The following is a 17,714-nucleotide window of genomic DNA, read 5'->3' on the forward strand; positions in this document are numbered from 1 at the left end:
TGTGCGGAGGTGCAGGGCGGCGCCGGGCGGAACTGCGCCGGGGCGTGCTCTCCAGGGTCGGGCAGATCGACGGTCTTGCGCTACGACATAACAGCGCAGCATCATCGGTTGATGCGGCAAAATGATGCACGCGATCTGCACTGGCCTCAGCCCGGTCCGGAGATCGTCGCTCTCATCCGGCAGGCGGCCGAGTCGGCGCTGCACCCGTCGGGGGAGTGGCTCGAAGATCTGCACGCGGCCTCGCTCGCCGGCGAGCGGATGCGCCGGATCGCCGAGGACCCGGTCCTCGCGGCGGCGGTGCGCCGTGCGAACCTGGCCAACATCACCCACTGGGCCTGGTCCAATGTGCAGCACCCCGGTCGCCGGGTCACGCCGAATCTGGGCCCCGAAGCCCTCTCCGCGGCCCGGGACCTGGTCCGGCGCGGCCTGGACGAGACCTCCCTCGACGCCTATCGCACCAGCTACAGCGTCGTCTGGAACCGCTGCATGGAGATCTGCTTCGGCCTGACCGACGACCCCGCTCAGCTACGCGAGCTACTGGAACTGGCGTCGCTGTCGATCTCGACCTACGTCGAGGACACCGTCGCCGCCGTCACCCAGCAGATGAAGGCCGAACGCGAGGACCTCACCCGCGGCACCAACGCCGAACGGCGCGCGACCGTATCGCTGCTGCTCGAGGGCGCGCCGATCCGGCGCGGCGAGGCCGAACGCCAACTCGGCTACCGACTGACCGGTCCGCACACCGCGGCCGTGCTCTGGGCGACCTCGCCCGGCGCGAGCGACCAGCTCGAAGCGGCCGCGGAACTGCTGCTCCGCGTCGGCGGCGCCGGGCACCGGCTCACCGTCGTGGCCGGCGCCGCCGCACTGTGGCTGTGGCTGCCGGTCGACACGGCGCCGGATCTGGCACCGGTGACCGCGGGGCTCGCCGACGCACCGGACGTCCGCATCGCCATCGGCAGACCCGGCATCGGCATCCCCGGATTCCGGCGCAGCCACCTCGACGCCCTCGAAACCCAGCGCATGCTGACCAGGCTCACCTCGCACCGGCACGTAGCCCGCCACGAGGACGTCCAACTGGTCGCCGTCCTGACCACCGACCCCCTCCGCGCCGACGAATTCATCGCCGACACCCTCGGCGACCTGGCCGCCGCCGAACCCGACGTCATCGAAGCCGTCACCACCTACCTCGAACAGCAATGCAGCATCACCCGCACCGCCGAGCAGCTCTACACCCACCGCAGCACGGTCGTGCGCCGCCTGGCCCGCGTCGACGAACTGCTGCCCCGCCCGCTGGCGACCAACACGATCGCCGTCGGCGCGGCCCTCGAGGTACTCCGCTGGACACGATGACCTGCCGACCTGGGCCGTCGCGACCACGGCAGACGGTAACCCCCGCTTACTCCAGAGAAGACCGTCGCACGCTCGAGAAGGGGGTTCGCCAAGCGTCGGGGTCGACCACAGGAAACCGGCGACCGGTCACCACGGTGGGCACGAGCCGGACGAAGAAGTTCTTTGTCCCGGCCTGCCACGGAAAGAGGGGGAGATCCACGGTGTCCATCAGGTCGCCGATCTCACGGATCCCTTCGGCTCGCCCCTTGATCACCACGCTCCAGGCTTCGTGCGACTCGGCGATGTAGCCGTCGACTTCCATCGCGACGTGCGCATCCGACAACGCGGCGGACACCTTCGTGCCTCGCGCGGATCGAAACACCACGGTGCCGTGATCGACCGCGTAGTTGAGAGGGAAAATGTCCGGATGGTCATCCACCCACACGGCGAGGCGGCCTATTTCCTCGGTGCGGAGTAGCGCCCAGCATTCGTTGACGGCGAGTTCCTTGACGTTCGGGTTGTCGCTTCCCATCTCTACGCCTTCCTGTCGTGGACATCGGCCTGTCCGCTCGTCCTCCGAAGCGCCTCTCCGTCCGGTGCCTGCGGCGCCTGCTGATCAGCCCGGTCGAGGAAAGGAGCTCGACGACCGTCATGCGGGCGGCCGGTTACCGCCGCCTGGCGGTAGCGACCTCGCTGCTTGCACACCGCGCCCACGAACAGCAGCGCCGGATGACTACGTCATGCTATCGCCGGTCTCGGCGGTATCGCGGTCGCCGTGGCCGGAACAGCGGAGGGCAGGTCTCAGCGCCGGTTCCCTTCTCGACCCGCCCGCACACCGACGCGGGTTGGCCAACACTGTCGGGCCAACCTGTTGTCACACAACGCTCTTCGAGTACGAACCACCTGTCGCCGGCGCGAAGCTGGCCCGCGAGCGTTTGGCGGGCCATCTCGACGACCTCGAGCAGGTGAGGATCCCCGAGTTCGATGAACAGCGGGATCGGGCGATCGCCCGGGAGAAGAGCCCGTGCCCTCGGACCGGGCGGACTCTTCTGGTGTCCGCGAGTCAGCGGCCGTGCCGGCGTTCGTAGGCCGCGCGTTCGTCGGCGGCCTTGTCGCGGTCGCGCGCATCGGCCAGGGCCGGATCGAGGCCGTGCTTGATGAGTCGGTGGCGCCGGTAGACATACATCAAGGCGGTAGTGAAGTAGATCAGAGGCAGATACAGCAGACCCATCATCGCCAGCCCTATCCACAGCGGACCCGGAATGAGGAGGAACACACACAGCGGTGGGATGACGGGGATGAGGATGCGGGTGAGGTATCGGCGCGTGGCGCCCGGCCCCGTGATGTCGTCGACAACCCAGTCATGCATCGATTCCGGCAGGGTACCGCCGGTGACATAGCGCAAGCGTTCGACGATGTTCGGTGTTGTCCGGGCGGTACTCATCGAGGTTCTCCTGGTGTATTGCGGACGTCGGCGCGCAGTGGCGATGGCTGCTTCTGTGCGGGCTAACAGTTGCCCGCTGCGGTCGAGGCGACACCGTTGCCTTTTTAAATGCTTAGTTTAGAAACATTGCAATCATTTGACCAGGGCGGGCTCTGTGCTGCAAACCTGATGAAACTCGCGTCCCCGGTCAGGCCGTCGGCATCGCGGCGTCGGCCTCGGGAACATGGTCGCCGAGTCTGCGGGCGATCAGCGAACACGCGACGAGCTGCAGTTGGTGATAGACGATCACCGGAATGATCACCACGCCCGCGAGCGTGCCGCTGAACAGGATCGCCGACATCGGCAATCCGGTGGTGAGGCTCTTCTCCGATCCGCAGAAGGTGATGACGCTGCGATCGGTGCGGTCGAAACCCAGGGCACCCGACCCGAAATAGGTTGTCGCGAGCGCGATCGCCAGCAGAGCGGCGCACAGCGCCGACACCACAGCCAGCTGTGCTGTCGGCAGTCGCTGCCACACGCCGCCGGCGACGGCCGCGCCGAAAGCCGAATACACGATCATCAGCACCGCGCCGCGATCGATCCACCGGACCGTACCGGCGTGCTTGTTCACCCAGGTCCCGAGCTTGCTGTGCAGCATCTGCCCGAGTGTGAACGGCAACAAGATCTGCACCAGTACTTCGGCGACCTGTCCGATGCCGATCCCCGCGTAGGACCCGATCGTCAGCACCACCAGTAGTGGCGTGGCGACCACGCCGACGAGGTTCGACAGCGAGGCGGCGCAGATGGCCGCCGCGGTGTTCCCCCGTGCCATGGATACGAACGTCACCGAGGTCTGTACAACAGACGGCAACGCCCCGAGGAACAGCAGCCCGGTCGCCAGCTCCCTGCTGACGAACTGGGCCGCGACGAGCGCGAACACCGTGGCCAGCATCGGCAGGAACACGAACGTCACAGCCAGGATCAGTCCGTGCAGTCGCCAGGCCTTGAGTCCTTTCCAGGTGGCGGCCGGCGAAATTCGAAGGCCGGCGGAGAGGAAGACGATCGCGACGATCGCCCCGCGCGCATCGGCGAGGAACTCGGCGAACCGGCCGACCGGTGGCGCCGACGCGGCAACGACGAGGGTCAGTAGCAGCAGCGCGACGAACGGATCGAGCCAACGGGGTAAGGAGCGGGTCACAAACGTCTACTGTAGACAGTTCGCTCCTCGCTCGAGTTAATCACCGGTTAAGAATCGGCTGATTGACTTCTGTAGACAGTAGTCTGAGGGCATGGTGGTTCAGGAAAGCCTGGTCGCGATGGCGACAGCGGATATCCGGCGAATGATCGTGACCGGGCAGCTTACGCCCGGAGCGCGGGTGCACGAGCCCCCGCTGGCTGAGCAGCTCGAGATTTCCCGCCCACCGCTGCGGGAGGCGCTGCGGATTCTGGAGGGCGAAGGACTGCTCAAGCAGACTCCACGGCGCGGGTATCGCGTGGTCGAGATGACCGAGCGCGACGTCGAGGAGATCTACACCCTGCGCCGCGCGCTGGAACTGTTCGCGCTCGACCTGATCATCGCCGACTACGACCGGGCCGTCTTCGCACCCCTGGACGAGGTGATGGCCCGCATGCGCGCAGCCGCCGCCGATAACGACCACCACGCTGTAGTCCAGTGCAATATCGACTTCCACCTCGGCGTGGTCGCGGCGACCGGGCATTCGCGACTGCTCGACGCCTATCGGGCGCTGATGGGGCAGATGCAGCTGTCGATGGCTGCGAACCTCGCCACCGAGGCGAAGTCGGCGGGCGACCTTGCCCACGGGTGCGAACGCCACGAACGACTGCTGGAGAGCTTGCGCTCCGGTGACCGAGAGCGGATCGCCAAGGACTTCGAAGAACACGGCGAACGCGACTACCTGAGCCGCGCGGTCGACGGCGTCACCGAATGACCTCGCTGCTCGGTCGGCTCAACGCGGGTTTCGACGACGCCACCGCGGTGGCCGAGGCTGTTCGATCCGGTTCGGCCACGGCGATGGAGGTGCTCGGCCGCGCCCGCGACGCGGCCGACGCAGCGCGCTCGGTGAACGCGTTCGTCACCGAGGACTGGGCCGGCGCCGAGCGGTTCGCGGCGGGTGTCGACGCGCGCCGGGCGGCGGGGGATCGCGTCGGCACCTTGGCCGGCGTGCCGATCAGTGTCAAAGATGTCATCGCTGTCGCCGGGCTTCCCGCAACCGCGGCGTCGACAGCGTTCGCCGATTCGGTCGCCACTGTCACATCGCCGGTGGTGCAACGCCTCCTGGACGCCGACGCCGTCCTGATCGGCAAGACCAACTGCCCCGAATTCGCCTTCGGCGCGACCTGCGTCAGTCCGCTGGCCGGCATCACCGGGAATCCCCGCTACCCCGAGTTGTCTCCCGGCGGATCCAGTGGCGGTGAGGCCGCCGCCGTGGCTGCGGGCATCTCGGCGCTGGGCGTCGGCACGGATTTCGGTGGCTCGTTGCGCTGGCCCGCGCAGTGTGTCGGCATCGCCGCGTTGCGTCCGACCGCGGGTCTGCTTGCGCCGCATGGGCAACTACCCGGAGCGCACGGCGACATGGGGCGCGACCCGGACGCGGCACCGACCGGTATGCAGGGCCGGCTGCAAACGATCGGCCCACTCGCCCGCTCGGTTCGAGACCTGGCCCTCGCCTTCGATCTGATGACATCCGGCACCGATGCGCATGCTGGGTGGCCCGCGTGGACGGGGCGCGGTCGACTGCGGGTGGCCTGGGACGACGGCGCCGCGCTGGGGCCTGTCCGCGCTGAATTCGTCCATGTCCTGGGTGAACTCGTCTCGGCGGTCTCGGCGGACGGTCATCGGGTGACCCGGGTTCCCCGGCTCTTCGCCGATTGTCTTCCTGCCTACAACCAGCTGCGCTCGGTCGAGCCGATGCTCGATCACGCCGCCGCGATCGGCGGTGTCGCCGACCTGATCACCACGGCGAACCGGCGCACGATCGAAGACACGCTGCGCTCGGCACCCGCCGACATCGCCCATGCCGTGCGAGCCGCCGAAGCTGCCCGGTCGGCCGCGCTGACGATCTTCGCCGACCACGACATCGTGCTGCTCCCGGTGGCCGGTGGCCCCGCGTGCGATGTCGAGGGTCGCCTCGACATCGACGGCCGTGTGCTCGAGGGCTGGGAGCTCATGGGGCAGTGCCGGGCGGTCTCGCTCACCGGCGCGCCCGTCGTCTCGCTGCCCGTCGGCCTGACCGCGGCAGGGCTACCGCTGTCGGTGCAGGTCATCGCCGCGCCGGGACGGGATCGGTGGGCTCTCGCGTTCGCCGCGGAGCTGGAACGGCTCACCGTCTAGCTTGGTATGCCACAATCTGTCTACAGAAGACAATTTTACACTTCGGACATACTCGGCGTCGTTCGCCGTCACACGCGCTCCCTAGTTTCAGTGCTGCTCGAACTCATCGATCACGTGGAGTAGCGGATGTTCCGATGGAAGAACAAGGTGGCCACGGCCACCGCACTGGCAGTGCTGTCCCTGGTCGCCACGGCATGCGGTGGCGCCGACGAGCCCGCATCGGGAAAGCCGAAACTGGTCTTCGCGACCAGCGGGACGTTCCGCCCGATCACCTTCTCCGAGGCAGGCGAACTCACCGGCTACGACATCGAGGTGGGCAAAGAGATCACCCAGCGGGCGGGCTACGACGTCGAATTCGTGTCGGGCCAGCTCTCCGGTCTGTTGCCGGGACTCAACGCGGGCAAATTCGACGCGGTGATGTCCGGGCTGACCATGACAGACCAGCGCAAACAGTCGATCACCTTCTCTGAGCCCTATCTGGCCGACGGCACCGTGGCTGTCGTCACAGCGGGCAACACGGCCGTGAAGGAGATCACCCAGCTCGGCGGCCTGGTCGTCGGCGTGATCGGCGGATCGGCCACCCAGACCGTGATCGAGAAGGTCGGCGGCTACGCCGAGCTGAAGGAATACCCCGGCGCCCCGGAGGGATTCGCCGACGTCGCCGCCGGCCGGGTCGACGTGTTCGCCGCTGGCCGGATCGCCGCCGAGGACTTCATCAAGAACTCGCCCAAGGGCGCGGAGTTGAAGATCGTCGGGCAGGTGCACGCGATGATGCCCGCCGGTGTCGGCCTGCCGAAGGACGACAAGGCCGGATTGAAGACGAAGTTCGACGCGGCCATCGCGGCGATGTGGACCGACGGCACGCTGCAACGCCTGCAACAGAAATGGTTCGGCCACCCCATCGACCTGCCCAAGGCGTAACCGGCGATGAACTACGAACCCGGATCCGTCGCGCGGGAGTATCTGCCGTTCCTGCTCGAAGGCGCGCTCACCACGCTGACCATCGTGCTGGCGGCGATCGCCGGTGCCACCGTGCTCGGCTATCTGCTGGCGATGGCACGGTTGTCCAGATTCCCGGTGCTGCGCTGGTTCGCGGCGACCTACGTCTGGTTCTTCCGGGGCCTGCCGCTGATGCTGTCGTTGTTCTTCTTCTACTACACCCAGCCTTTCGGGCTGGTGTTCGACGCCTTCACCGCGGGCCTGATCGCGATGAGCCTGAACTCGGCGTCGTTCTTCGCCGAGATCATCCGGGCCGGGCTGTCCGCGGTCGACCGCGGACACCTGGAAGCCGCCGAATCGATCGGGATGAACCCACTCCAGAAATTCCGGCGGGTCACCGCACCGGAGGCCCTGCGCTTGATGACGCCGCCCTACATCAACAACTGCGTCATCATGCTCAAGGAGTCGGCACAGGTTTCGGTGATCACGGTGCCCGACCTGATGCTGCAGGGGCAGAAGGCCTACAACGCGACCTACAACGTCACCGAGACCCTCGGTGTGGTCGCAGTCCTGTACATGGCGATGACCAGCCTGCTGATGGCGCTGCAGGTCATCGTCGAACGCCGCACCGGACGCAAGATGGGCAAGGCCGCGTCCGAGCGCATGACCGTGGGAGCCACCGCATGATCGAGATCTCCGGCCTGACCAAGAGTTACGGCACCACCACGGTGTTGCGCGAGCTGAGCCTGAAAGTGCTGCCCGGGGAAGTCGTCGCCATCATCGGCCCCAGCGGGTCCGGCAAGAGCACGCTGCTTCGCTGCGTCAACATGCTGGAAGTGCCGGACAGCGGGCAGATCGACATCGGCGGGCGGACGGTGCGCTACACGCCGAACGCCCGCGGCAAACTCGGTCTACTCGACCAGTTCCGGCTGACCTGGCTACGCCGCGAAATCGCGATGGTGTTCCAGCAGTTCAACCTGTGGCCGCACCGGACCGTACTCGGCAACCTGCTGGAAGGCGCGGTCGTGGTCAACGGCCGCCGCCGCGAGGAGGCGGTGGCCGCCGCCCTCGCGAGGCTGAAGTCGGTCGGTCTCGGGGACAAGGCGCACGCCTACCCTTCGGATCTGTCGGGCGGGCAGCAACAGCGAGTCGCGATCTGCCGAGCGTTGATGATGGAGCCCAAGGCGATCCTGTTCGACGAACCGACGTCCGCCCTGGACCCGGAACTGGTCGGCGAGGTCCTCGAACTGATGACCACCCTCGCCCGCTCGGGGATGACGATGATGATCGTCACCCACGAGATGAAATTCGCCAGGGAGGTCGCCGACCGGGTGATCTTCATGGAGAACGGCGGCATCGTCGCCGAAGGACCGCCGAATGAGGTGTTCGGGCACCCCCGACTGCAGTCCTACGCCGCCCGGCTCAGCCACTGACATGCGAACTCCATTGAATTTCGGATCGCCACACGAGGGTTCGCGTCCTCGGTGTCTGTTGCCGGACGGGAGCGAGCTGCCGGGTTCGCTCATCGGGATCGGGAACAACTACCGGTCCGACGGGGAGGACGGTCACCGTGAGCCCGACCGAGTTCCCTTGGTGTTCGGCAAGTTCGCCAACAGCGTCATCGGGCACGGTGACCCGATCGTGGTGTCGCCGGCGGCGTCTCAGGCGGTGGTCTGCGAAGGAGAGCTGGCCCTGGTCATCGGCGCCACCGTGCGCTTTGCGCGTAGCCGAGAGGCAGCGCTGGCCGCACTCGCGGGGGTGTGTCTGGCCAACGATGTGTCCGCGCGAGATATCCAGGCCGCCGATGGACAATCCACCCGCGGGAAGAGTTCGGACTCGTTCTGCCCGCTCGGGCCCGACCTCACGCCGCTGGATCAGCTGCCGGATCTGGCGGAGCTGGAACTCACCACCCGCATCGACGGGGAGGTGGTGCAGCGGGGGAGGGTCGGCAGGATGTGGTTCTCGCCCGCCGAACTGATCATGTTCTGCTCCGGGTTCATGACACTGTATCCGGGCGACATCATCTTGACCGGCACGCCCGTCGCACCGGATGAGCGGCTGCTGATCCGTCCCGGCCAGACGGTCGAAGTGAGTGCGCCAGGCCTCGGCACCTTGCGCAGCCCGGTGATCGGGGGATGACAGCGGGCTGGATCGTCAGCGCCTACGTGACCTCGCCGCCCGACTGGGATTCGGGTGCGCACGCCGAGTTCCTCGACGCGATCGCGGGTGTGGACGGTGTCGCCGGATTCGAACTCCCGTACCCGGGTTGCTTTCATCGGCGAACCGAGGACTGGATGCCCCGTCGGGTCGACCCCCGCCGTTCCTACACGGTCACGACAATCCCCGACACCATGCATCACCTGGCCGGTAACCGGGCATACGGACTCGCCTCCACCGACCCGTCCGGGCGTGCCGCTGCGATCGCCCGCGCGGCCCGCGCCGCCGCCACGGTGCGTCGCTGCAATGACGCGGCCGGCGCGCCGGTGGTGCGCGCGGTGACGGTGTACTCGGCACCACGCGCGCGGGCGGGTCTGTCGTCGGAGTTCGCCCTGGCCGAATCCTTGGCAGAAATCACCGAATTCGGTTGGGATGGCGCGCGGTTGATCGTCGAACACTGCGATGCGCCGACAGTGGGGCGGCGTGCGGTGAAAGGGTTCCTCCAGCTCGACGGTGAGATATCGGCGGTCCTGGCCGCGCGGCGGCGGACCGGTCACGCCATCGGCATCGGGGTGAACTGGGGACGTTCGGTTGTCGAACGGCGCACGCGCGGCGGTGCTGAGGAACATCTCGCCATGGCGCGGTCGGCCGGTACGCTCGCCGGGTTCACCGTTTCCGGGTGTGCCCCCGTGGCGACACCGTACGGGGACGCCTGGGACGACACCCACGTCCCGCCTGCCCCGATCTGTCCGGCCTCGGTGTTGACTGCCGACGCCGTGGTCTTCGCGCTCCGGGCGGCGGGGCCGGGTCCGTTCCTGCGCGGGATCAAGGTCTCGGCCGCCGCCGGAGCGGACCTGGCGACCCGGATCAGCACGATCGCCCGAACGGTTCAGCTCGTGCGACAGTCGACTGCCGAGGCGGAGCGTGTTCCGTGCCCGATCAGTGACTCTTCCACTTCCCGGCAGACCTGAGATCGCCGGGATGCGCCACCAGCACGGACTCGGCCGGTGCGGTCGACTCCCCGGGCCCAGCCGACCGACCAGGCGCCTTCGTCTCCGCGGTCCCGCCTCCGCGCTCGACCTCAGTCCTTGGCCGGGACGACCGCGGATTCGCGGGGCAGCGGCATATCCCAGATCTGCCCGGGCCCCAGGGTGCGCTCCACATCCTCGACGCACAGGCGGATGGGCGGCGCGGCGCTGGGATGCAGGCGCAGCGCGATCCGGCTGTGGGTGACGGTGATGGTGATGGGTTGTCCGCGGTAGGAGACCGTGAACTCGGTGCTGTCGAGTTCGGCGGGGAGCACCGGGTGCAGCCGCAGTGTGTCGCGCCGGGTCTCGATGCCGCTGTAGCAGCGCAGCACCATGTCGGCGGTGCCCGCCATGGCGCCGATATGGATGCCCTCCCGGGTGGTGCCCCGCTGTGTGTCGGCCAGGTCGGCGCGCAGGGCCTGAGCGAACAAGCCCCACGATCTCGTGCGGTCGGTCCGAGCAAGCACCCACGCGTGCGCGAGGCGGCTCAAAGTGGAGCCGTGGCTGGTGCGGGCGATGTAGTAGTCGACCGTGCGGGGGATGAGTTCGGGCGGTAGCGCGTAACCGAGGTGCTCGAACCCGTCGCGGAGCTCCTCGGCGGAGAACAGGTAGAACAGCATCAGAACGTCGGCCTGCTTGGAAACCTTGTAGCGGTTGGTCGTGTCGCCCTCCGCCTGCAGGATCAGGTCGAGACGTTCGATGTGGCCATACGTGGCACGGTAAGTCTCCCAGTCGAATTCGGGGAGATCCTCGTAGCCCTCGAACTGACTGATGACGCCGTCCCGATGGAACGGCACGCGCAGGCAGCGACTGACCCGGTCCCAGCGCACCGGCTCCTCGGCGGTGAGCTGCAACCGCTCCCACAACGGACCGCAATCCACACCGTCGAGCAGCGCAAGGACCTCGCGAGCCCGTCGCAGTACCCAGGAGGCGAGCACATTGGTATACGCGTTGTTGCGGATACCCTGTCCGGGAGCGTCCGGATACCCGTCGTGGAATTCGTCGGGCCCCATGACGCCGTCGATGTCGAATCGGTCGTCTCTGGTGTCGTGAACGGCGAGCGCACTGAACAGCCGCGCGACCTCGATCAGCATCTCCGCACCGTGATCGATCAGGAATCGGAGATCGGCAGTGGTCTGGTAGTACTGCCAGACGCTGTAGGCGATCGCGAGGCCGACGTGCCGCTGCCGGCGCGAGTTGTCCGGCATCCATCGGCCGTTGCGTGGATTGAACAGTTCGGTCGGTGTTTCCTCGCGGCCGTCACTGCCGCTCTGCCATGGGTACAGGGCCCCGGGCAGTCCCGCCGCGCGGGCGGCGTCGCGGGCGCGATCGAGCCTGCGATGCCGGTACTGCAAGAAGGAGCGGGTGAGTTCGGGGCGGCGCAGGGTCAGCGTCGGGTATACGAACAGCTCATCCCAGAAGATGTGTCCTCGATAGGCCTCGCCGTGGAGTCCTCGTGCTGGGAGACCCGCATCGATGTCGGGATGGGCGGCGATGGTCGCCTGTAAGACGTGGAATACGTGCAGATTCAACGCGAGCCGGTCATCCTGGCCGTCGCCGAGATCGATTCCGAAGCGATCCCACAGCTGCGCCCAGCCCGCCACATGTGCCGCCAGCAACGTGGCGATGTCAGGTGCTCGCGCGATCCGGACACCGACCTCGATCGCTGGGGTCGACAGCGCGCGGTCCCGTGAGGTGGCCACTGCCGCGACCTTCTCGACCGTGGCCGCGACCGCGGGTCGGAGTGGTATGACGAGTTCGTGACCGACGAGATGGTCGTCGGTCAGCGTGGCGCGGTCGATGTCGGCGGTGCCGGCGATGTGCGTCCGAATCGCCGTCGCGATCGTGATCGAGGATTGGTTGGTGATCGCTTCGTAGAGCACGGTTTCGGCATTCAGCTCCTGGCGGGTGCCTGGCACGAGGTGGTCGGGGGCCAGTGCCCGGTCCGCCGCCACATTGCGATTCCCCACGTGGCCGTTGATCGCGGAGGTGACAACTACCGACCCGGACCAGTTCTCGGCTTCGATGGTGAGTTCCATGGCCGCCAAGTGTTTGTCGGCCACCGAATGGAACCGTCGGCTGGTGATCCGGGTGCGCCGACCCGCGTCGTCACGGTAGCGGTCGATGGTGGTCAACACGCCCGCACGGAGGTCCAGGTTCTGATGGTGGCTCAGCATCTGCGGCGCCCCGGGTGTCAACGCCGTTCCGTCAGCCGTCCTGACGGCGAGGTAGGTCCAGTCGGGGGTGTTGACCAGGTGTTCGGTTTCCATCGCCTGATCAGCGATCTGTGAGACGGTGCGGTTGTAGACGCCGGCGAGATAGGTGCCCGGGTAGTGGACGCCATCCACGATGGAGCCCGGGATCGCCCCGCGCGAAGCCCAGTAGCCGTTGCCGGTGGTACACAGTGCTTCCCGGGTGCCTTCCTGGGTGGGGTCGTAGTCGTCGTAGAACAGATTCCATCCACCGGGCCCGGCGGTCGTCGCGCCGCCACACCAGCGTGGCTGGGGCCTCGGTGGAATACCCGGGCGGGGAACCAGGGGCAGATCGGTGAGATCGGTGACGACGATATCCGCTCCCGCCGAGTTGAGCGCAGCGCCGGTACCCATGCGGTCGACGCCGATGACGAGCCCGAATCCGCCGGTGTCGGCCGCCTGGACACCGGCGGTGGCGTCTTCGAGCACGATGATCTCGTTCGGGTCGAAGTCCAGGCGGCGGGCGGCTTCGAGGAACATCGCGGGGTCCGGTTTACTCGGCAGGCCGAGCCGCAGGGCATCGGTACCGTCGACGACGACGGTGAACATGTCGGCGATGCCGGCGGCGGCCAGGACGGCGGCGCTGTTGCGACTCGCGGTCACCAGGGCCGTGCGCACTCCCGCGGCCCGTAGGCCCGTGAGCAGGCGCGCGGCGTCGGCGAAGACACGTACTCCCGTGTGGGCCAGTAGGTCGGCGAACACGGACTGCTTGCGTGCGGCGAGTCCGGATACGGTCATCTGATCAGGTCCGTCGTCGAGTGTGCCGGGTGCTATCTCGATGCCGCGCGCCGCCAGGAATCGTCGGACGCCCTCTTCGCGGCTGCGACCGTCGACCAGATCGCGGTAGTCGCTATCGGGGTCGAACGGCGGCAGGTCGGCGCTGCCGAGCGTCGGCAGGACCTCGTCGAAAAGGGCCTTCCAGGCGAGTGCGTGAACCGTTGCCGTGTCGGTGACCACGCCGTCCATGTCGAAGACGACGGCGAGGTAGCCGTTGGCGGTTCGAGCGTGCGTCGGCACCTCGGTTCGGGCGATCGCCTCCGATCCCGCCCGGCGGAGCGGTTCTTCGACTGGGTCAGCTGTGTGCACGCTTGTGATCGTGCGCGTCGCCGACGACGGCACGAAAGTGCCTTTGGTCCGCGAGTCCCACCCGAAAGGTCAGCAGATAGGCGAGCGGAGCCCGCAAGCGCTCATCGTGGTGGACGTCGATGCGCCGTACCCTCGAGGCTCAGGCGAGCGGCTGCTCCCACGGGGGCGGTTCCCTCCCGGCCGGGCTCATGACCTCGTCCCACCATCCCTGGAGTGGGCTCGGCTCGGGCCACCGCACTATCGGCGCCTGTCCGGTGCTGGTGGAGGGCGCAGGTCCTGGGTAAGACGCCGTATCGAGAGCGGGGTCTTCGCTGCGGGCGAGCGACACGGGTACCTCCTTGTGCGGCAGTCTCAGCATGAAATGTCCCCGGAAGGGCGTGAAGTGCCGGAAGTCCACGTCCGCTGGGCCGCACGGCCCTCCATCTGAACGGTCGAATCTGCCGGACGCGCTCGCCGGCGGACCGTCCCGTCCGATGAACTCGTGCCGGGGGACCTGGTGCTCCTCGAGGCGGGCGACAAGGTACCCGCAGATCTGCGGCTCATCCGCTCCACCGAGCTGTGGGTGAACGAGTCGGCGCTGACCGGTGAGTCCGCGCCGACGGTGAAAGACGACGGGGTGCTGCCGGGGCCGATCTCGGTCGCGGATCAGCGCAATATGGCCTTCTCGGGGACGTTGGTCACCACCGGAAGCGGAGCCGGATTGGTGGTGGACACCGGAGCAGAGACCGAGCTGGGTGAGATCCATCGGCTGGTCGGTGCGGCGGAGACGCTGGACACGCCTCTGACGAGGAAGCTCGCCGAGTTCAGCAAGATCCTCACTGCGGGTATCCTCGCCCTGGCCACGCTGACGTTCGGCGTCGGTCTGCTGCGAGGGCAGGACGCGGTCGAGACCTTCACCGCCGCGATCGCACTCGCGGTGGGCGCTATCCCGAAGGACTACCGGCGGCGGTCACGATCACTCTGGCCATCGGCGTTGCGCGAATGGCGCGGCGACGCGCGGTGATTCGTCGGTTGCCCGCGGTGGAGACGTTGGGCGGCACCACGGATCAGCTCGCTCCACCGGCGCGCGACCAACCAGGGTGAGCGTGACAGCTCGACTCGCGACGAGGCCTGTAGCTCTTGGCGGCGAGTGCGTCGACGAGATTCGCGGTTCGGGTAGCGCGTCCGCCGCCGAGCATCATTCCCTTCGACGCCATGGTCCGGCCCACGTCGATGGGCTCCCCGTCCTTGCTCAACCGGATGCCGCCGAAGGGCAACAGTCGCAGTCCGGTCGCGGGGACGATGATGTCCGCGTCGATCCGCCTGCCGGACCTCAATGTGAAATGAGAGTCGCACTGCTCTTCGTCATGGGACCAAAGGTCGTCTCCAGCGGGGGATTCGGTCCTCGGCCGCGTCGCTCCGGCGGCGTGACCTCGACGGGTCGCTGATACTGGGGAATGCGCGCTCGACGACACGTCCTGGGCACGCGCCGGAGTGATACGCCTGGATCAGGGGAGTAAGTGTGGCCGACGAATTGTCCGACAGGGACTTGATCGACCGCTATGTCTACGCGGTACTTGCCCACATCCCGCGCCCCAGCCGCGGCAAGGCCGGCGTGGAATTCCGGACCAGAATCGCCGAGGAGGCGGCCTCGGGGCAGGTACGCGAAGTACTCGCCCAGCTGGGTCCGCCCGAGGATCAAGCCCGACGATTCCGCGGCGCGCCGCGTCAGCTGATCGGGCCCCACCTCTACGACACCTATCTTCGGGTTCTCTGGCCCGCTATGCGGGCGATGGCGATCGTCGTGGGCGGCGTGAGCCTGCTGACGGCATCGCTCGGCGGAGAAACCGCGCCCACCGTCTTCGAGGTACTCCAGGAGGGGCTGACGTCCGCGTTCGCGGGCGCGGTGTATGCGGCGTTCTGGGTGACTGTCGTTTTCGCGGTGATCGAGCGCGTCGCGCCGGGCGTGGTGCTGCGCGAATGGCGGCCCGACGACCTTCCACCGGTGCCACACGGGCGAGAGATCCCGCTCGGCGACGCCATCGGTGATCTAGTGTTCGCGATCACCGTGCTGGCCGTCGCGTTGTGCTTCTTTCCGGCGCTGGCACCGCCGTTCCTCACCGAGATCGCAGAGGGACTCGATTCCGGTGTGGTGAGCCGGCTGCTGCCTGTAGTGGTGGTGGTTGCCGTGCTGTGGATCGCGGTCGCCGGCGCGCAACTACTCGTTCGTGCCTGGACGTTGCCGGTCACCGCGCTGTCGATCGCGGCCGATCTGCTCGCCATCGTGACCGCAGCCGCCGTCCTGACCCACCGGCCCTATTTCTCCGACGTTTTCCTCGCCGAGCTTCGCGGTGAAAACGGTGATGTGGGCAAGGCCATCGACATCGGGATCGGGATCGGTGCTATCGCGGTCATGTTGGTCTGCGCCACCGGAATTGTCACCGCCGCGCGCAAATATCTCGGTCACCGTCAGGACCGCCTGGACGCCCGCTGATCCGGCGCATCGTGGCAAATCTGCGGCCACTCTCGATGGCCTCGACGAACAGCGTCCGGTCGGTGAGATCGCGGATCGGGACAGTCTTACCCGCGACCGGGTTGTACTGCGTGCGCAGACCAGGCCACCACTTCAGCCGATTGCCGCCATCGTCGTATTCGTAGTGTCGCGGTTCCGATCCGCCGCGACGGATGAGTGATGTGCCGCTGCGCCTTACCGGGGATTGTCAGCCTTATGCGCGAGGATAGGAACATGTCAGTTCCTCTCGAAGACCTTGCGGCCAGGGCATACCTCTTCGGCTTCCCGCTCGTGTTCAATCTCGATCAGGTGGAGCGATACGTGACGACCGGGATCGGCAAGAACGCGGCGGCACCCTGGAATCAGTTCAGTCATGCACGGTCGCTGGCGGGTCCGGATGACACGTTCGTCACCATCAACAACGACACGGTGTATTCGATGGCTCAGCTCGACCTCGGTGCCGGACCGGTGCGGTTGGAAATTCCGGATACGGCGGGCCGGTACTACGTACTGCAGTTCGTGTCGGCGTGGACGGACAACTTCGCGTACATCGGCCACCGAGCGACCGGCACGAGGGCAGCCACCTATCTCCTCGTCCCCGCCGATTGGGACGGCGAGCCAAGCGTGGGCGAGACGGTCGTGCGTGTCCCGACTCGCACCGCGTCGATCGTTGGCCGTTGGGCGGTTGCCGGTGACGAGGACCTCCCAGTCGTGCATGCGTTGCAGGACGCCACGACGCTCACCCCGATCACGATCGGCGCACCCGAGGGGCTTCCCGAGTACGACACGACGCTGAGCGAAGCCCTGCAGTTCTTCGACAAGCTCAGGGTCTGGAGCCAGGCGTTCCTCCCTGCACCGAGAGACGCGGACACGCTCGTCGGCTTCGAGTCGCTCGGGCTTCTCGCGATCGGCTCGACGCCGTACGGCACCGACCCGCAGCTGGACGCGGCGATCGAGGCCGGATACGCCAAGGGCAAGGCCCAGCTCGAGGAGCTCGTCGCGTCGGGTGGCGGGAACGCGGTCGTGAACGGCTGGAACCTCACCTACCACTCGTTCGACTACAACCTCGACTACTTCGAGGTGGGCTCAGTGGATGAGCCCACCTTCAAGATCGCCGATCCCGAGCGCCGAATCGTGCAGCGTGCGGGCGCGGCCCTCGGCGGCCTGTGGGGCAATCAATCGTTCGAAGCCGCCTACATCGCCACCTACGTCGACGACCGCGGCGACCAACTCACGGGCAAACACACCTACACGCTCACGCTGAACCCGCCCCCGCCGGTCGAAGCGTTCTGGTCGCTCACGATGTACGACGTGCCCAACTACTACCTCGTCGAGAACCCGATCGGGCGCTACTCGATCGGGGACCGTACCCCCGGTATCCGATACGAGGACGACGGATCGCTCATCATCACGATCAGTCATGATGAACCCACCGAGGAGACGGCGCGCGCCAACTGGCTCCCCGCCCCGGCCGGCGATTTCCGGCCGATCCTGAGAATGTACGAGCCGAGTAGCGCGATTCTCGACCAGACGTACCTCGTTCCCGCCGTCGTACGCGACTGAGCCGAAAAGGGAGGCTGAATCGCCCCGGGGTTGATGCACCCCGCTATCTGACTACGAATCATCTATTCCGCCGACGCGATCAAGATGAGTCCGG

Annotated in this window: 14 protein-coding genes and 1 pseudogene; 11 read left to right on the forward strand and 4 right to left on the reverse strand. The window is 67.3% G+C overall.

The genetic code is table 11. From position 1 onward, the window contains the following. Positions 1-111 precede the first annotated feature (111 nt). Entirely contained in the window at positions 112-1,350 is a 1,239-nt protein-coding gene (locus tag NV348_RS30180) for a PucR family transcriptional regulator (protein WP_447149890.1), read from the forward strand. A 46-nt stretch (positions 1,351-1,396) separates the two neighbouring features. Here NV348_RS30180 and NV348_RS30185 read toward each other — a convergent pair whose 3' ends face one another. From NV348_RS30185 to NV348_RS30195, 3 genes are all read right to left on the reverse strand, one after another. Continuing rightward, positions 1,397-1,861, reverse strand: a complete 465-nt coding sequence (locus tag NV348_RS30185) for a pyridoxamine 5'-phosphate oxidase family protein (RefSeq protein WP_447149891.1) — start codon at positions 1,859-1,861, stop codon at positions 1,397-1,399. A gap of 531 nt (positions 1,862-2,392) precedes the next feature. Further along, positions 2,393-2,773, reverse strand: a complete 381-nt coding sequence (locus NV348_RS30190) for a DUF5313 family protein (RefSeq protein WP_447149892.1) — start codon at positions 2,771-2,773, stop codon at positions 2,393-2,395. A 187-nt stretch (positions 2,774-2,960) separates the two neighbouring features. Continuing rightward, positions 2,961-3,950 carry a bile acid:sodium symporter family protein gene (locus tag NV348_RS30195; protein WP_447149893.1) on the reverse strand — a complete coding sequence of 330 codons (990 nt, stop codon included), beginning with the start codon at positions 3,948-3,950 and terminating at the stop codon, positions 2,961-2,963. A 91-nt stretch (positions 3,951-4,041) separates the two neighbouring features. Between NV348_RS30195 and NV348_RS30200 the strand changes: the two genes are divergently transcribed. From NV348_RS30200 to NV348_RS30230, 7 genes are all read left to right on the forward strand, one after another. Further along, on the forward strand, positions 4,042-4,701 hold the full coding sequence (locus NV348_RS30200; protein WP_447149894.1) for a GntR family transcriptional regulator: 660 nt from the start codon (positions 4,042-4,044) through the stop codon (positions 4,699-4,701). Next, positions 4,698-6,104 carry an amidase gene (locus NV348_RS30205; RefSeq protein ID WP_447149895.1) on the forward strand — a complete coding sequence of 469 codons (1,407 nt, stop codon included), beginning with the start codon at positions 4,698-4,700 and terminating at the stop codon, positions 6,102-6,104. Before NV348_RS30200 ends, NV348_RS30205 begins: the two co-directional genes overlap by 4 nt. Positions 6,105-6,230: 126 nt before the next feature. Beyond that, positions 6,231-7,025 (forward strand): transporter substrate-binding domain-containing protein, encoded by a 795-nt coding sequence (locus NV348_RS30210; RefSeq protein WP_447149896.1) that lies wholly within the window; start codon positions 6,231-6,233, stop codon positions 7,023-7,025. Positions 7,026-7,031: 6 nt separating this feature from the next. Next, positions 7,032-7,730: an amino acid ABC transporter permease gene (locus tag NV348_RS30215; RefSeq protein ID WP_447149897.1), complete on the forward strand. Its 699-nt coding sequence runs from the start codon at positions 7,032-7,034 to the stop codon at positions 7,728-7,730. Then, positions 7,727-8,476, forward strand: coding sequence for an amino acid ABC transporter ATP-binding protein (locus tag NV348_RS30220; protein WP_447149898.1), 750 nt, complete (start codon positions 7,727-7,729; stop codon positions 8,474-8,476). The genes NV348_RS30215 and NV348_RS30220 overlap by 4 nt, the downstream gene beginning before the upstream one ends. Position 8,477: 1 nt before the next feature. Then, a complete protein-coding gene (locus NV348_RS30225) occupies positions 8,478-9,182 on the forward strand; it encodes a fumarylacetoacetate hydrolase family protein (RefSeq protein WP_447149899.1) in 705 nt (234 codons plus the stop codon). Further along, the gene (locus NV348_RS30230; protein WP_447149900.1) at positions 9,179-10,171 is read left to right on the forward strand and encodes a DUF4862 family protein; all 993 of its coding nucleotides are present in this window, start codon (positions 9,179-9,181) and stop codon (positions 10,169-10,171) included. Before NV348_RS30225 ends, NV348_RS30230 begins: the two co-directional genes overlap by 4 nt. Positions 10,172-10,281: 110 nt before the next feature. Here NV348_RS30230 and NV348_RS30235 read toward each other — a convergent pair whose 3' ends face one another. Then, on the reverse strand, positions 10,282-13,446 hold the full coding sequence (locus NV348_RS30235; RefSeq protein WP_447151188.1) for an HAD-IA family hydrolase: 3,165 nt from the start codon (positions 13,444-13,446) through the stop codon (positions 10,282-10,284). A gap of 580 nt (positions 13,447-14,026) precedes the next feature. Between NV348_RS30235 and NV348_RS30240 the strand changes: the two are divergent. The 3 genes and pseudogenes from NV348_RS30240 to NV348_RS30250 all read left to right on the forward strand — a co-directional run. After that, positions 14,027-14,610, forward strand: a pseudogene (locus NV348_RS30240) (P-type ATPase actuator domain-containing protein); the annotation flags it as partial. A gap of 457 nt (positions 14,611-15,067) precedes the next feature. Continuing rightward, positions 15,068-16,039, forward strand: a complete 972-nt coding sequence (locus NV348_RS30245) for an HAAS signaling domain-containing protein (RefSeq protein ID WP_447149901.1) — start codon at positions 15,068-15,070, stop codon at positions 16,037-16,039. 252 nt (positions 16,040-16,291) lie between these two features. After that, positions 16,292-17,620, forward strand: coding sequence for a DUF1254 domain-containing protein (locus NV348_RS30250; RefSeq protein ID WP_447151189.1), 1,329 nt, complete (start codon positions 16,292-16,294; stop codon positions 17,618-17,620). Positions 17,621-17,714 lie beyond the last annotated feature (94 nt).

The organism is Nocardia fodinahabitans (genome assembly GCF_052983615.1).

What these genes read in the sequence shown, in the direction of transcription:
- NV348_RS30190 (WP_447149892.1), bottom strand. Translation starts at nt 2,773, where the DNA reads ATGAGTACCGCCCGGACAACACCGAACATCGTCGAACGCTTGCGCTAT.
- NV348_RS30205 (WP_447149895.1), top strand. Translation starts at nt 4,698, where the DNA reads ATGACCTCGCTGCTCGGTCGGCTCAACGCGGGTTTCGACGACGCCACC.
- NV348_RS30215 (WP_447149897.1), top strand. Translation starts at nt 7,032, where the DNA reads ATGAACTACGAACCCGGATCCGTCGCGCGGGAGTATCTGCCGTTCCTG.
- NV348_RS30185 (WP_447149891.1), bottom strand. Translation starts at nt 1,861, where the DNA reads ATGGGAAGCGACAACCCGAACGTCAAGGAACTCGCCGTCAACGAATGC.
- NV348_RS30210 (WP_447149896.1), top strand. Translation starts at nt 6,231, where the DNA reads ATGTTCCGATGGAAGAACAAGGTGGCCACGGCCACCGCACTGGCAGTG.
- NV348_RS30235 (WP_447151188.1), bottom strand. Translation starts at nt 13,446, where the DNA reads ATGGACGGCGTGGTCACCGACACGGCAACGGTTCACGCACTCGCCTGG.
- NV348_RS30225 (WP_447149899.1), top strand. Translation starts at nt 8,478, where the DNA reads ATGCGAACTCCATTGAATTTCGGATCGCCACACGAGGGTTCGCGTCCT.
- NV348_RS30250 (WP_447151189.1), top strand. Translation starts at nt 16,292, where the DNA reads ATGTCAGTTCCTCTCGAAGACCTTGCGGCCAGGGCATACCTCTTCGGC.
- NV348_RS30180 (WP_447149890.1), top strand. Translation starts at nt 112, where the DNA reads ATGCGGCAAAATGATGCACGCGATCTGCACTGGCCTCAGCCCGGTCCG.
- NV348_RS30220 (WP_447149898.1), top strand. Translation starts at nt 7,727, where the DNA reads ATGATCGAGATCTCCGGCCTGACCAAGAGTTACGGCACCACCACGGTG.
- NV348_RS30230 (WP_447149900.1), top strand. Translation starts at nt 9,179, where the DNA reads ATGACAGCGGGCTGGATCGTCAGCGCCTACGTGACCTCGCCGCCCGAC.
- NV348_RS30200 (WP_447149894.1), top strand. Translation starts at nt 4,042, where the DNA reads ATGGTGGTTCAGGAAAGCCTGGTCGCGATGGCGACAGCGGATATCCGG.